Annotated in this window: 12 protein-coding genes and 1 pseudogene; 11 read left to right on the top strand and 2 right to left on the bottom strand. The window is 65.7% G+C overall.

The genetic code is table 11. The features are described from left to right. Positions 1–133: 133 nt before the first annotated feature. Positions 134–504: pseudogene (locus tag FJ979_RS17550) on the bottom strand (endonuclease domain-containing protein). A 249-nt stretch (positions 505–753) separates the two neighbouring features. Then, positions 754–1059, bottom strand: a complete 306-nt coding sequence (locus FJ979_RS17545) for a hypothetical protein (protein ID WP_140500102.1) — start codon at positions 1057–1059, stop codon at positions 754–756. Between the two features lie 221 nt (positions 1060–1280). On the opposite strand from FJ979_RS17545, the gene FJ979_RS17540 reads away from it, so the two are divergent. The 11 genes from FJ979_RS17540 (at position 1281) to FJ979_RS17490 (ending at position 15504) form a co-directional block, all read left to right on the top strand. After that, positions 1281–1922, top strand: coding sequence for a glutathione S-transferase family protein (locus FJ979_RS17540; protein ID WP_140582685.1), 642 nt, complete (start codon positions 1281–1283; stop codon positions 1920–1922). Between the two features lie 254 nt (positions 1923–2176). After that, the gene (locus tag FJ979_RS17535; RefSeq protein ID WP_224619410.1) at positions 2177–3721 is read left to right on the top strand and encodes an ATP-binding protein; all 1545 of its coding nucleotides are present in this window, start codon (positions 2177–2179) and stop codon (positions 3719–3721) included. A gap of 131 nt (positions 3722–3852) precedes the next feature. Further along, positions 3853–5625: an N-6 DNA methylase gene (locus FJ979_RS17530; RefSeq protein ID WP_246679326.1), complete on the top strand. Its 1773-nt coding sequence runs from the start codon at positions 3853–3855 to the stop codon at positions 5623–5625. Then, on the top strand, positions 5622–6713 hold the full coding sequence (locus tag FJ979_RS17525; RefSeq protein ID WP_140500097.1) for a BsuBI/PstI family type II restriction endonuclease: 1092 nt from the start codon (positions 5622–5624) through the stop codon (positions 6711–6713). The genes FJ979_RS17530 and FJ979_RS17525 overlap by 4 nt, the downstream gene beginning before the upstream one ends. Before the next feature lie 187 nt (positions 6714–6900). Then, the gene (locus tag FJ979_RS17520) at positions 6901–7101 is read left to right on the top strand and encodes a hypothetical protein (RefSeq protein WP_140500096.1); all 201 of its coding nucleotides are present in this window, start codon (positions 6901–6903) and stop codon (positions 7099–7101) included. 107 nt (positions 7102–7208) lie between these two features. Beyond that, on the top strand, positions 7209–8399 hold the full coding sequence (locus tag FJ979_RS17515; RefSeq protein WP_246679324.1) for an AraC family transcriptional regulator: 1191 nt from the start codon (positions 7209–7211) through the stop codon (positions 8397–8399). Positions 8400–8672: 273 nt separating this feature from the next. Further along, complete coding sequence (locus tag FJ979_RS17510) at positions 8673–9092, top strand: AraC family transcriptional regulator (protein ID WP_224519119.1); 420 nt, start codon at positions 8673–8675, stop codon at positions 9090–9092. Positions 9093–9288: 196 nt separating this feature from the next. Next, a complete protein-coding gene (locus tag FJ979_RS17505; protein ID WP_140582430.1) occupies positions 9289–13692 on the top strand; it encodes a YadA-like family protein in 4404 nt (1467 codons plus the stop codon). 7 nt (positions 13693–13699) lie between these two features. Continuing rightward, on the top strand, positions 13700–14287 hold the full coding sequence (locus tag FJ979_RS17500) for an invasion associated locus B family protein (RefSeq protein ID WP_140582427.1): 588 nt from the start codon (positions 13700–13702) through the stop codon (positions 14285–14287). A 13-nt stretch (positions 14288–14300) separates the two neighbouring features. Next, positions 14301–14987 carry a hypothetical protein gene (locus FJ979_RS17495; protein WP_140582424.1) on the top strand — a complete coding sequence of 229 codons (687 nt, stop codon included), beginning with the start codon at positions 14301–14303 and terminating at the stop codon, positions 14985–14987. Between the two features lie 49 nt (positions 14988–15036). Then, positions 15037–15504 (top strand): DUF4189 domain-containing protein, encoded by a 468-nt coding sequence (locus tag FJ979_RS17490; protein WP_140558900.1) that lies wholly within the window; start codon positions 15037–15039, stop codon positions 15502–15504. Positions 15505–15565 lie beyond the last annotated feature (61 nt).

Here is a 15565-nt window from a genome sequence, read left to right as displayed (position 1 = left end):
AGATCGGCTGTCGTGAATGCTTTCGCCAATTTTCAACTTTGAAAAATGTGGCGCTGGAGCCAAAGCTGCCAATCTCCCCCCTTGTGGGGGAGATGCCCGGCAGGGCAGAGGGGGGCGCTGTCCCGCCAGCCTGTCAGGGCGCGTCTGCCAAACCAGCCGCGATAACGATATGCTGGCAGACATTGTATATGTCGCGGATGACATCGTCATTCCAGAAGCGCAAGACGATCCAGCCATCCTGTTCCAAGCGTTTGGTTCTGGCCTCGTCAGCATTGGCAAGACCCGGGTCGCCATGTTGTGAACCGTCGACCTCTGCAATCAGCTTTTTCTCCGGGCAGGCGAAGTCTACGATGTAGCCGGCGATGGGGAATTGCCTGCGAAAGCCAGGCCCATCAGCCTATGCGCACGCAGCTCGTTCCAGAGCTTTAGTTCGGCATCGGTCATGATCCTGCGCATCGATTTCGCGTTAGCGCGGTGTCTTGGGGGCAAGGGTGTGTGTGGCATGGTGTGAGAGGCTTGATGCTGAAGTTGGTCACCAACGTTTTTACTCTACGGCGCCCCCCTCTGTCCTGCCGGACATCTCCCCCACAAGGGGGGAGATTGGCAGCTTTGGCTCCGGCGCTACATTCTTCAACGTTGAAGATTGGCGAAAGCATTCGCGACAGCCGATCTCCCCCCTTGTGGGGGAGATGCCCGGCAGGGCAGAGGGGGGCTGTCCCGCCGGCGTCTCAGGAGATCAGCAGCTTCAGTGCCTCAAATCCCCGAGCCGTCCAGCTGCTGGGCGTCGTCGCCTTCCCAGGGCGAGGGCATGGAGGCGCGGGCGAGGTTGGCCGAGGGCATCGGCATCCAGCATTTCAGCTCCGGCTCGGCATATTCGACGATGCGGCCGGGCGAGGAGTCCGACGCGCGCCAGCCTTCTTCGCCGAACTGGTCGCCATCCGACCAATAGGCGAGGTCGACTTCCGCCGGCCCCTGCTCGGACGGCCGGACCGTGACGAGGATCCGGCTGCCGTCCTTGGGCGCGCTTGACATGTGGCGCCAGCGGTCGGGCTCATCCATCGCTCATCCTCCTCGAGATCCATTGCCATGCTTCGAGAGGGATAGTCGCCTCGCGTCCGGAAGCGGTCAACCCGGACTTTTCGCAAAACCGGTCCTTGCGGTCGCGACCGCATTGTCGGATTCGATCGGCGCTATCCGTCCTTGGCGTGCATGCCGCAACAAGGAGCGAGGCGATGGCGAGTGACAAGGTCGGGCCGAAACCGCACGGGGCGGACGCGGAGATGAAACTGTTCTTCAGCCGCAACCCCAATCCGCGCCTGGGAGTCGCGGTGGCTCGTCACCTCGGGGCGAAAGTCGCGTTCGAATTCGCTTCGCCCATGGCGCCGGGGCAGGCGGAGCGGTTCCGTCCGCTCAATCCCAATCTTTCCCTGCCCTTGCTGGCCTGGCCTGGAGGGAGCCTCTGGGAAGCGGACGCCATAGCCTGCCGGCTTTCGCGCGACCTGGGTTCGGATTTCTGGCGCGCGGGCGACGACGAACCCGAGATGATCCGTTGGCTGAGCTGGGGCAAGGAGGAGTTCGTCAGGGCCTGCGACATCGTGCATTTCGAGCGCGGCACCAAGCAGCGCTATGGCATCGGGCCGATCGACGCGGAAAAGGTCGCGGAGGGACTGGAACAGTTCCACAGGACGGCGCCGATCCTCGAGGCGGCACTTGGCCGGCGGCCATGGCTGGCCGGGACTTCGGTCTCCTATGCCGATTTCCGCATGGCGACGTTCCTACCCTTCAACGACGCCGCCCGCTTGCCGCTCGGCGACTATCCCCAAATCGAGCGCTGGTATCGCCGGCTCGAAGAGATCGAGGCCTGGCGCGATCCGTTCCAGGGGCTGGACGCGCCCGCATTGGCGCCGGTCCCCGGACGGTGATGCCCGCGTGAGACGACGCGGGAGCGGCCGACCAGGCTTCAGGATTTGATTCGCGCTTCCGCTTCAACTGCTTGTTTTCACGTGCATCCGAAACGATTGCGCGCTTGTCATGCGATCGTTCAGCCCGCCGGATGTTCGCATCAGGCAGGCAGTATTCGCACAACTGTGCGCAACGCCCAACTGGCGGCCATCGGCGCTCGACGCTTTGCAATCGGGTTGATAAGTCCCTTTGCGAAGGAGCGGCTGAGTCTGACATGACCGTTGCGATCGAGATGGGACAGACGACCGCCGGCGCGCCGGCGGCGCTGGACCTTGAGGAACTGCTGGCGACGCGGCTTTTGGTGCAGGGCAATTCGGGCTCCGGCAAATCCCATTTGTTGCGCCGGCTGCTGGAGCAGAGCGCGCCCTGGGTGCAGCAGACCATCATCGACCCCGAAGGCGACTTCGTGTCGCTGGGCGAACGCTTCGGCCATCTGGTGATCGATGCCGAGGAACATACCGAGCGCGGGTTGCAGAGCGCCGGCGAGCGGGCGCGCATCCACCGCGTCTCCACGGTGCTCAATCTCGAAGGGCTCGACGCCGAGAACCAGATGCGGCGCGCCGCCGCCTTTCTCGGCGGGCTGTTCGAGGTGGCGCGCGACCATTGGTATCCCATGCTGGTGGTGGTGGACGAGGCGCAGCTTTTCGCGCCGGCGGTGGCAGGCGAGGTTTCCGACGAAGCGAGAAAGCTTTCGCTCGGCGCCATGACCAATCTGATGTGCCGCGGCCGCAAGCGCGGGCTTGCCGGCATCATCGCCACGCAGCGACTGGCCAAGCTTGCCAAGAACGTCGCGGCCGAGGCGTCCAATTTCCTGATGGGCCGCACCTTCCTCGACATCGACATGGCGCGCGCGGCCGATCTGCTTGGCATGGAGCGGCGGCAGGCGGAGGCTTTTCGCGACCTGGAGCGCGGGCATTTCATGGCGCTGGGCCCGGCGCTGTCGCGCCGCCCGCTCGGCCTGCGCATCGGGCCGACGGATACGAGCCCGCGCAACGGCACGCCGCGGCTGATGCCGTTGCCGGAAGCGGCGTTAGAGGATGCCCGCGCGATCATCCTGGCGGCACCGCCGCCGGAGGCCGTGCGGCCGCAGCGGCGGGTGACGTCGCCGGACTTGCTCGACCAGCTGATGGCGGCGAAGTCGGCGGCGCTGGAGATCCGCCCCGAACCGGCCGAGCCGGCGCCCAGCGCCGAGGACCTGGCGGAGCGGCGCGAGCGGATGGACCGCATCCTGCGCGCCATATTGGCGGAGCCCGACGCGGGCTTCCGCGTCATCGGCGTGCTCTACCAGGAGTTCGTGGTGCGCTGCCGCATCGAGGGGCTGGCGTCGGTCGTGCCCGATCTGCAGGAGTTCCGCCGCATGCTGACGCGAGCCCGCGCCGGCGTGGGTTCCGATATGGCCGAGGACGATGCGTGGCGCGACGTCTCCGTGCGCGCTTCGCTGCTGCCCGAGGACATGCAGGGCGTGTTCATGATGATCGCCCGCGCGGCCAAGGAAGGCTGGCCCTGCCCGAGCGACGCCGCGATCGCCCGCGCCTATGGTTCGCACTCCATGCGCCGCGCCCGGCGCCTGCTCACCTACATCGAGGAGCAGGGCCTGATCGTGTGCCAGCTCGACGGTACCGGCCGGCGCACCGTCACACTGGTGGAACTCGCCTGGGCGACGGCGCCGGGCGACCCAAATGCGGCGCCGGGCGACCGCAACGCGGCGCCGGGCGATCCCAATACCGAGGAGACGGAGCAGGGTAGCCTGGCGCTGTGATGGCGTGGGCGGGACGGTTGCGGTTGTCCACTGGAACATAACGAGAACATGTGATACTCTATCGCATCGGTGAGTCTTGCGCGGTACGGTCGAGGGCGATGGGAAAAATTTCACAGATTCGTGGGTCGAAATTGCCTGCCGTCTTGCGCTCGGTGGCTGATGCATTGCGAGCGGCGCGCGCGGAGCTGTCGAAGGCTCGCCTTCTGGCACGCGCATGGTGCGAGACGATCGACGAATGCGACCGCGAAACCTATGCGGTTTCGCTGACCCGGCGCGCGCTGGAGGCCTTGTCGGCGGCCCTCGGCATTTCTCCGGCGATCTGCCCCTCGCTCGCCTTCGAAACGGAAGCGCTGGACGAGCCGGCCTCCGCGCTTGCGCACAGCATCGGAGAGACCGCCGCGCGGCTGCCGATCCTCGAAGCGCTGCATCTCGTCACCAGCCTCTATCCGGTCCTGCTGCCGACCAGGGAGCGCGGTGAGCGCGGTGCCTTCTACACGCCGCCGGCGCTGGTCAACCGCCTGCTCGACCAGGCCGAGGAAGAGGGCCTGGACTGGCGCAGCGCGCGGGTTCTCGATCCCGCCGCCGGAGGTGGGACGTTTCTGTTTCATGCCGCGCACCGAATGATCGCCGCGCTCGGCGATTGCGAGCCCGCCTTCGCGCTCAGCCATGTCGGCACCAGGCTTGCCGGTTTCGAGCTCGATCCTCTCGCGGCGCGGCTGGCGCAAGGCGCCCTGGAGATCGCGCTCGCCGATATTGCGACCAGGGCCGGGCGCGCCGCCCCGGCCATGGTGACGGCCTGCGACACGCTTGAAGCCGATCCGGAACCCGTCTTCGATCTCGTCGTCGGCAATCCGCCCTATGGGCGGGTCTCGCTGCCGTCGCAATTGCGCGAGCGCTATGCGCGCGGCCTCTACGGGCACGCCAATCTCTACGGCGTTTTCACCGATGCCGCGTTGCGCTGGACCAAGCCTGGCGGCCTTATCGCCTTCCTGACGCCGACAAGCTTTCTCGGCGGCCAATACTACTCGGCGCTGCGCAGCCTTCTGGCCAAGGAGGCGCCGCCCGTCGCGATCGACTTCGTGCATGCGCGGCGCGGCGTTTTCGAGGATGTGTTGCAAGAGACGCTGCTTGCCGTCTACGTCAACGGCGCCGAGCCGCGGCGCGCGCAGATCCACTACCTGACCGTCGCCTCCGAGACCGAGGCCGGGATTGCCCGCAACGGCACGATTGGCTTGCCATCCGACCGCGCCATGCCCTGGCTTGCGCCGCGCACGCCGGAGCACAGCCGGCTCATCGCCCAGGCCGAGACGATGACGCATCGCCTTGCCGACTGGGGCTATGGGGTCTCGACCGGCCCGCTGGTCTGGAACCGCTTCAAGGGTCAATTGCGCGATCGCGCCGGCGGCAAGGGGGTGCATCCGTTGATCTGGGCCGAAGCCGTGACCGCCGACGGCCAGTTCGCCTATCGCGCGCGCAAGAAGAACCACGCTCCCTACTTCAAGCTGGAGGCCGGCGACGGCTGGCTGCTTGTCGAGGCGCCCTGCATCCTCGTCCAGCGCACCACCGCCAAGGAACAGGCCCGGCGCCTGATTGCCGCCGAACTTCGCCAGGAATTCATCGATGCGCATGGCGGCGTCGTCGTCGAAAACCATCTCAACATGGTCCGCGCGACCGGCAGCACGAAGGTGCCGGCGGCGGTCGTGGCGGCGCTTTTGAACAGCCGTGTCGTCGACGATCTTTTCCGCTGCATCAGCGGCAGCGTCGCCGTTTCCGCCTTCGAGCTCGAAGCGCTGCCACTGCCGTCGCCCAGGAGCATCCAGGCATTGGAAAGGCTGGTCATGGCCGGTGCACCGCGCGACAGGATCGAGGCGGAATGCAGCCGCCTCTACGGTGAGCCTGCATGACGGCACGGCCGCCCTATGCGACGCGCGATCTTGTCGCCGGGCGCCTGCCGCTGATCTTTCCGGAGGGCACGCCGAACCGCATCTATTGCATCCGCGAACTTGCCGCCAGCACCGTGTTCGCCGCTCTCTACATCGGCGCCGTCGAGGGTTCGGGGCGATTCCTGGGCCCTGTCCATGTTTATCGCATGACCCGCGAGCAGGCGGCGCTGGCGGACGATGCAGATCGGGATGCCTACGCCGCAACTGTCCTGCGCAAGAACGGCGCCGTCGCGGGATCACGCTGGTACGCGGACAATACGCGCGAGCCCATCCGCGACGAGACGCTGCGGGACGGGCTGGTGGCGATCGGCGCGGTGCTGCGTCGCGAGGATCTGCCGACGACTTCAGGCCAGCCCCGCTATGCGCTGAGGGCGGCATTTGCAGCCCTGTTCGACCCGGCGCTGGAAGGCGAGGCGCTGGAAACCGCCATCGCGGACTTCCAGGAAACGCATCTCAGCAAGGGCGCGCTGGCCCGCGTGACCATCATGCGCGCCGGCGCTGTCGCCAACACCGCCGGCATCCGCGTCACGTTTCCGAACGGCGACACCAGGCTTTTGGCGCCGGGACCGAGTTCGGTCATCGCGCAAGCCGTCATCGAGGTGTTCGCCAAACGGTTTCTCGCCGCCCCTGCCATGTTGTGGCTGAGCGAGAGCGGCAACAAGGTGGTCCTGCGCGACGACGCCATCGCCAGTGCGATCGGCCTCAAGATCGAGGCCGACAGGAACTTGCCCGACATCATCCTCGCCGATCTCGGCCGCAAGGAGCCGTTGATCCTGTTCGTGGAAGTGGTGGCGACCGATGGCGCGATCACGGATCGCCGGCGCGATGCCCTCCATGCTGTCACGGACGCGGCCGGTTTCGACCGAAAACAGATCGCGTTCCTGACCGCCTACCAGGATCGCCAGTCCGCCGGCTTCAAGAAGACCGTCGCGCAGCTTGCCTGGGGCTCGTTCGCCTGGTTCGTCTCCGAACCCGGCCAACTCCTCGTGCTTCATGACGGCGCGGCCGACGGGCGTCCATTCGGCAGCTTGCCTTGGACAGTGATGTAATAACGCTTCCCCAGCGTCACTAGGACAGCCGGTCGATACACGGATTATCCGGTGTTGCGCTCCGTTGGCGGCCTAGCCTGCTATGTTTAATGTTGGAGCTATTGTATAGGAATAAGGTCTGGCGAATAGCACTTCGTTTGTTGGGAACGAGTAGCATTTCGTTTGATGGCGAGGGGAGCGCCAAACGATGAAGTTCAACTTCGATGGACCTCCGGTGGATGAATCCGAGGCTGACATCCCGCTCGCCTGCCAGCGCCAATTGTTGCCTCTCGTGGGCGAAATCGTCGAGGCGGCTGTCGCGGCCGGCTGGGACAAGGATGATGTGCTTCTGGCTTTTGTGGAACTCGCGTGGGATCTTTACGAAAAAGGTCGCGGGGACCCGCAATAGACGGCCGTGAACGACTGGCTCCGCGCCGCGCCGTTGCGTGCCACTGATGCCGAACAACGCTGTCGAACCACAGGGCCGACACAGCCTCGCATGTGAACTCTTTCTTCGTGACCGATGCGTTGCCGGCTTACGCCCGGGCCGACGAATCCGGAAGCGAAGATCCGTCAAGGCTCTTCGCTATTGACAGAAATGCTGCTGAACTTCCTTCGACGGTCAGTTCTTCTTTCTTATCTCGAATAAAGAATTTTCTTTGCGCGTGGAAGTTCTTTTCAATTCGAGGCGTGTGCGTTACGTTGATTCCGGGTCAGGGGAAGGGGATACCAAGCGGCGGTAAGCCGGCTGAGGCAACACGTATGAAACATGCGGGCGGGGCTCGGGAAAGCGGCGATTCCCAGGGCGTCGATCAAGAGCGGACAGCTCGATACGTCCTGGATATCATTCCGGAAAGTGCTGGTCCCAGAAGAGCCACCGCCCGCGGAAGCGTCATCTATTCCGTCCGCAGTCCGGGATCGCAGAAATTCCTGGCCAGGGAGCATTCCACGGGGATTGTGCTGAGGCCGGCACGCAAGCTGAGAGCCTCGCTCGGCAGTGACAGGATCACGCAGTACGATGCGCCGGTCGGCTGTCTCGTCGTCAATCCGGCGGGCGTCGACAGCACGCTGGCCTGGTCGCAGACCAGGGAGAACGCCGTCGTTTCGATCTCTCCCGAAGCGCTGTCCGAGCTGGCGGCCCATGAGTTCGACCTCCCGGACGTCAAGCTCGAGCCGCCCGCGTTCGGCACGGTTGACCTGAGGGCGCTCAACATAGCCCGGATGATCGTTGCCGAAGTGACCGACAGGCTGCCGCCGAACGAGCTCTATCTGGACTCGCTGCTGACGGTGTTCGGGGTGCATCTGCTGCGCGGTTATACGGGTCGCAAGAGGCAGGCCGCGTCGCCCAAAGGCGGGCTCTCCGCCGTTGGCGCCCGACGCGTGCGAGAGTATCTCGACCAGAACTTCGTGCGGAAAGTCATGGTCGCCGAGCTCGCGTCGGTCGCGGGGGTGTCACCAAATCATTTCATCGCAAGGTTCGCCGGGACATTCGGCATGCCGCCGCATCGGTATCTGATCAACTTGCGTCTCGACCTCGCGGAAAAGCTGCTGGCCGGCGGAGAGTTGCCGATTGCCGAAGTCGCCTACCTTGCCGGATTTTCGGATCAGAGCCACCTGGCCGCGACCATGAAGAGATACAGGGGAAGAACGCCAGGCAGACTGGTGACGCTTTCCGCAGGAATTGAAAGCCCGACCATGGCAAAGTAGCAACAGCTGCCGGCCAGCGAGCCAAGACCGGAATTTCCTACAAGGCTTCCGGAGTTTTTCAAAATACGTCCGTCACCACCTGTGCCCCAAGCTTTGCTGGAGTCATTTGGAATGCCATTCGGTTCGCGCATTGCTTGCCATCCGGCCGGATCGATCACATGAGCGGGGCTGGCGATGCGGGCCCGCTTCGATCAATCACGAATTGTTTTTCGGGGGAACGGGGAGGGAGGCCTCGGGTTGAAGTTCATCTTGGAAATATCGGGAGGCCGAAAAATGCCGGGCGCTGATGGTCCCCCCGGATCGGTTTCCGGAGCCAATTCGGCCCGGCAGCCGCTGCTCAACGTGAAGGGCGGGCTTTCCGCCCGCAGTGCGCGCAAGGTGCAGGAGTTCCTGAACGAGAACTTCTCGCGCAAGCTGGCGCTTGCCGAAATGGCCGCCGTCTGCGGATTTTCATCGTACCACTTCGTGCGCGCCTTCTCCAGGACGTTCGGCATGCCGCCGCATCAATATGTTCTCGATCTCAGGCTGGACTTCGCGGAAAGACTTCTTGCCGACAGCCGCATGACCATCGCCGACATCGCCCATCTCAGCGGGTTTTCGAGCCAGAGCCACTTCACCACCATGATGAAGAAATATCGGCAGATGACGCCGATGCAGGCGCGGGCGGCCAAGTTTAACGCAAAGATTAGATGAAGCCGCGCTCTCGTCATTATTTGATTACTTGATTTTAAAGCAGTTGCTAAGGTAACGAGCCGTTAACCTCCGCGTATATGCTCGTATCTTTTCTCACGAGACAGCAATTTCGTGAAATACCGCGAAGGGGAATCATGTCTTCCTGCTGTGGAGTGGAAGTGTCAGACATTTCGTGCCGGCCAGCGGAGAGGGAACCATGACCGACAATCATATTTCGGGCGGCCATATTTCGGGCGGCTCGCTCCTTGTTCAGCGCCGTGCGGCGCATTTCGCCAGTCACTGGATCGCGAATGGCGATCCTCGGTCCCGTTCGGCCCGGCGCCGCTTGATGGCGGTCCTGCGCATGGCGCATCGTGCGCTGGGCATGGGGCGCAAGCGCTTGGGGCTGGGAACGCTGGGCGTCGGCGGGGCGCTCGGGACAGCCGTGACGCTGGGCGCCTTCGCGATCGGCATGGCCGCGACGCCGGCTCAGGCGCAATATCAGGCCGGCGGCGGTTCGGCGACCGCTCCCGAGGCCATCGCGGTCGGAAACGGCTCAAACGCCAGCCTTAACTGGGCCATAGCGCTCGGCTTCCAGGCCCAATCGACGGCGCAATACGGCGTCGCCATTGGTCGCACCGCGTCGGCCACGGGCACCGGCGGCGCAGTGGCGATCGGCTCCGGTACGATTTCAAACAATATCAACACGGTAGCGATCGGCGTCGCCGCGGGTGCCACTGGGGCCGGGGCCAGCGCGCTGGGCACCAACGCCCAAGCTTCGGGAGGGAACTCCACCGCAGTCGGTGTCAGCGCCACGGCCAGCAACAACTATGCGTTCGCCGCTGGCTACGGATCCGTAGCCAGCGGGCTGCGCAGCACTGCGATTGGGCAGTTCGCAGGGGCGTCCGGGCTGGATGCTGTTGCACAAGGCACCAGCACCGTTGCGAACAGCCAAAATGCCGTCGCCGTCGGCTTCCAGTCGACCGCAACCGCGATAAACGCCGTCTATCTCGGCTCGCGCACCGCTGCCGGGACGGGAGCCTTGGCCCAGAGCGCCATTGCTATCGGTACGGACGTGACGGCGTCTCAGGTCGACACCACCGCAATCGGACGCCAAAGCAAGGCAACGGGAACGGGCGCCACGGCGATGGGTAAGAACGCCAGCGCCTGGGGCAACCAGTCCATTGCATTCGGTGTGGGCGCGCAGGCAGGCGTGCAGGCCGACACGGCCGTGCCCAACAGCATCGCCATCGGCACCAGCGCGCTTGCGAATAAGAACAACGCGATGGCGCTCGGCACGCTGGCCAATGCCACGGAGGACGGTGCCATCGCCATGGGCTCCTCTACCAACGCGACAGCCACGCAGGCCGTGGCGCTTGGCGTTTCCGTCAACGCCACTGGCGCCGGCGCCACCGTGGTGGGCAGCGCAGGCTCCACTGCGTCCGGCGCCTACTCCATTGTGGTAGGCGCCACCAGTACCGCGAGCGGAGCCAATTCCATCGCCATCGGCCCCTCGACCAACGCGACGGCGGCTAACACCATCGCCTTGGGCGCCAGCGCCAAGGCGGATTCCGCCGAAGCGGTCGCCATGGGCACCAATGCGGTAGCGACCGGCGGCAAGGCCGTCTCCATCGGCTCCGGCAACACCGCCTTTGGCGACGGCGCGGTCTCGATCGGCGACCCGAGCTATGCCAGCGGCACCGGCGCCTTCACCGGCGGCGCCAACAACATCGCCAACAGCGACGGCACGGCGACCGCCACCGCGGCCAACATGGCCAACGGCGCCGTCGCGATCGGCAACAGCAACAAGGCGATCGGGCAAGGTTCCGTGGCGCTGGGCAACGGCTCGACGGCGGGCGCCGCCGGTCTTGCGGGCAATGTCGCGATTGGCGATGGCGCGACGGCGGCGGCAAGCTCCGGCGACGTGGCGCTCGGTTCGGGCTCGGTGACCACCACGGCGGTCGGCACGGCCAGCGGGGTGGTCAACGGCACCACCTACGCCTTCCAGGGCACCAACCCGACCTCGACGGTCAGCATCGGCGCGGCCGGCGCGGAACGCACCATCACCAACCTGGCGGCTGGGCGGATCAGCGCGCTCTCGACCGACGCCATCAACGGCTCGCAGCTCTTCGCCACCAACCAGGCGGTCGATGCCATCGGCGCCGTCGTCAACAACATCAATGTCGGCGGCGGCATCAAGTATTTCCATGCCAACTCGACGCTGGCGGATTCGCAGGCGCTGGGAGCCGATTCCGTCGCTGTCGGCCCGAATGCGGTCGCCAACAATGCCGGCGATGTCGCGATCGGCCTGAATTCGACGTCGGGCGCCACGACCAATGTCGGCGGCACGACGATCGGCGGCGTCAACTATACCTTCGCCGGCGGCACGCCGGCGGGCGCCTTCTCGGTCGGCTCGGCCGGCGCCGAGCGCCAGATCCAGAACGTCGCGGCCGGACAGTTGAACGGCGGTTCGACCGATGCCGTCAACGGCTCGCAGCTCTTCGCCACCAACCAGCAGGTGACCCAGAACACGACCGACATTGCCAATATCGGCGCTGGCGTGACCAATCTCGGCAACACGATCAACAACATCACCGGCGACACGTCGACCGTCTTCACCGACGCCAATGGCGAAGGCATCCGCTATGCCCGCACCAACGAGTTCGGGCTGGCGCAGACCGATTCCTTCGCCCAAGGCGTCGGTTCCACGGCGGTCGGCTACAATGCGACCGCGACCGGCGTCAGCGCGCTGGCGCTCGGCCGCGACAGCAATGCCAGCATCGACGGCGGCGTGGCCCTCGGCTCGGGTTCGCTCTCCGATCGCCCGATCGCTCCGGCTACCGGGCAACTGCCCGCCGGCCCATCCAACTTCATCCAGTACAACACCACCGACAAGGCGCTGCTCGGCGCCGTTTCGGTCGGCAACGCCACCTCCTACCGGCAGATCACCAATGTCGCCGACGGCACGCAGGACCAGGACGCGGTGACGGTGCGCCAGCTCGCGGGCGCCATCGCCGCCGTGTCGGCCACCTCGACCAAGTATTTCCATGCCAATTCGGTGGCGGCCGACTCGCTGGCGGTCGGCGCGGAATCGGTCGCGGTCGGTCCGACCACGGTCGTCAACGGCGATAACGGCATCGGCATCGGCAACGGCGCCATCGTCGACCAGACGGCGCCCGGCGGAACCGCGATCGGCCAGAACGCCCATGTGATGCTGGCGGACGGCCTGGCCTTCGGCACCAATTCGCTCGCCTCCGGCATCCAGTCGGTGGCGCTCGGCGCCGGCGCGCAAAGCACCTTCATCAACAGCGTGGCGCTGGGCGCGCAGTCCATCACCTCGGTCGGCGCGCAGGCCGGCTACGCGGCCTTTGCCCTGACCGCTCCGCAGACCTCGGTGGGCGAGGTGTCGATCGGCGACGCCGGAGCTGAACGCAAGCTCACCAATGTCGCGGCGGGCTCGGCCGACACCGACGGCGTCAACGTCTCGCAGCTGCGCGGCGTGTCGCAAAACGTAACCAACCTGTTCGGCGGCAACACCACGCTCAACCCCGACGGTTCGATCACCGGGCCGACCTACACCGTCCAGGGCAACACCTACACGACCGTCTATGACGGGCTCACGGCGGTCGACAATGCCTTGACCACCATCAGCAATGGCGGCGGCATCAAGTACTTCCACGCCAATTCGTCGCTGGCCGACAGTATCGCCGGCGGCACCGACGCCGTGGCGATCGGGCCCGAAAGCGTGGCGAGCGGCAACGACAGCCTGGCCGCCGGCCATGGCTCTACGGCTACCGGGGCGGGCGCCGTCGCGCTCGGCCAGGGCGCGCAGGCCAACAACGCCAACGATGTGGCGCTCGGCTCCGGCTCGGTGACGCAGACCGCCGTCGGCACCTCCAGCACCGTCATCAACGGCAAGACCTATGCCTTTGCCGGCACGACGCCGACCGGGACAGTCAGCGTCGGCGATGCCGGCGCGGAGAGGACGATCACCAATGTCGCTGCCGGACGGATCGCCGCCGACAGCACCGACGCGATCAACGGTTCGCAACTCTTCGCCTCCAACCAGGCGATCGAGGCCCTGCAAACCGGCGTCGGAAATCTCAACCAGAATGCGGTGACGTATGACACGCAGGGCGGCGCCAAGACGAACACCATCACGCTGCAAGGCGGCGACGTCAACGCGCCGGTCGTCATCTCCAATGTCGGACCCGGCGTCGCCGGCACCGACGCGGTCAATGTCAACCAGCTGACCAAGGGCCTGGACACCGCCATCAGCACATCCAACAGCTATACCGACAAGGTGGCGGCCACGACCCTGCAACAGGCCAACGACTATACCGACCAGAAACTCGGCCAGCTGAATTCGGACATCAGCGGCATCCGCGACGAAGCCCGGCAAGCGGCGGCAATCGGCCTTGCCGCAGCCTCGCTGCGCTACGACGACCGTCCCGGAAAGCTGAGCGTCGCGGCGGGCGGCGGCTTCTGGCGGGACGCCAGCGCCTTTGCCTTCGGCGCGGGCTACACCAGCGAGGACGGCCGCATCCGCGGCAACGTCTCGGGCACGGCGGCGGGCGGAAATGTCGGTGTCGGCGCCGGCCTGAGCTTCACGTTGAACTGAGGCGGGAATGAACGGGGCAACCAGCCGTCATGCCCGGCTTTTCCTCCTGACCTGCCTGGCGCTTGCCGGCGGCCTGTCCTTGGCCGCCGCGCCAGCCGCCGCGCAAGCGACCGCGCCCTACAGGATCAAGCCATCCGACGTGGCGGTGCCGCCGGATGTGAAGCTGGGCCAATACCAGCGCACCATCCGGCCCTTCGAGAACTGGACGCTGATCTGCGACGAGAACCTCAAGGCGCGCAAGAAGGTCTGCAATGTCTCGCAGGTGATCGAGGACGGGGCCGGCAAGATGGCCTTCAGCTGGTCGCTCGCGGCCACGCAGGACGGCAAGCCCTACATGATCCTGCGCACCGCGCCGAACGCGAAAAGCGACGGCCTGGTGTCGCTGAAGTTCGACGGGCGCGACCCGATCGACATCCACTTGAACGGCTGCAACGAAGTGGTCTGCGTCGGCATGCTGCCGGTGGGGCCCATCATGCGCCAGCAGATCGTGCAGAAAGCGACGCCGGCGATCTCCTACAAGACCGTCGACGGCCAGACGATTACCGTGACCGCAACGCTCAAGGGGCTGTCCGAGGCCCTTGCGCCAATCAAATAACCGAGGCAGCACCGTGAGCCAGCAAGACCCGTTCATCTCCCCAGCGCGCGGCCCGAGTGTGGAGCCGGACCGCAAGAGGATCGTCGAGCCCGATCGCAAGAGGGGCGCCGAGCCGCAGCGGCGGTGGCCGCGCGTCCTGGGCTTCTCGCTGCTGGGGCTGGCCATGATCGGCATCGGCTTCGCTGCCGCCAACTATGCCGCGATCGCCGGTCTCGTCGGCACCCCGACGGCCGCACAGGCCGGGACGGCGCCGCCCGCATTGCCGGACTCGCCCTTCCTCGAACATGTCAAACAGGCCGGGGTGCAGGCCTGCTCGACGATCTTTCCTGTGCTCGGACAGGTGCTGACGACGGGTTCTAAATACAGCGTCAAATCCTTGTGGAACGACCAGGCCGCCGACAAGCACGCCGTGCAGGCCCTCGTCGGCATGGATTATGCGACGGAAAAATACAGCGGACCGGCCGCCGGCGTGGTTTTCGCATCGCCCACCGCTTCCGGCTGCGAAGGCGCGATGGTGCGGGTGGCACCGTTCGCCAGCCCGTGTTCGGAGATCCCGTCCGTTCTTCCGCAAGGCAGCAAGATCACCGACCATCTCGGCCAGGTCGAAGTGTATGAGCTGGGCGGCAATTCGGGCGAAGCGCTTCTGCTGCCGACCGGCAATAGCTGCGTGGTGATTTCCATAGCGTCGGCGTCGAAGTGAGACACGGGATAGGCGAATGGGCGAGGGCTCCTGGAAAGGATTGCAGACCATGATATCGCGACGTCTGGCAGTTTTGTGCATGGCCCTGCTGTGGAGCGGGCAGGTTGTCTCGGCCGACCTTGTGGCGCCGCCGGAGCCGGAGCCGAAGGAGGAAAAGGGCATCTGGGGGGCGATCGCCTATTCCAGCATCGATACCAAGCACGGCTTCTTCTGGGGCGCCGACAAGCGCCAGGAGGCGAAGGACGCCGCGATGAAATACTGCGAGAACGCCGGCGGCAAGGGCTGCACTGTTGTCACCGTGTTCCGCAATCACCGCCATTGGACAGACGACGACGAGACGGGCTTTCCCTACAAGCACTGCGGCGCCCTGGCCGTGGCTAAGGAGAAGCAGAGCGACCGGCTGACGCCCTGGGGCGCGAACTCCGCCGAGACCCGCAAGGACGCGGAAGATCTCGCTCTGCATGCCTGCGAGGCGGCGGGAACCGAATGCAAGATCCGCGAGTGGGTCTGTACCTGAAGCGCACCGCGCTCACGCGACGTGCTTTGGAATTGCTTTTGCACCCTGCGTGAGGCAGATG

Source organism: Mesorhizobium sp. B1-1-6 (assembly GCF_006443035.1).
Taxonomy (GTDB): domain Bacteria; phylum Pseudomonadota; class Alphaproteobacteria; order Rhizobiales; family Rhizobiaceae; genus Mesorhizobium.
This window is presented reverse-complemented; position numbering and strand designations above follow the sequence as displayed.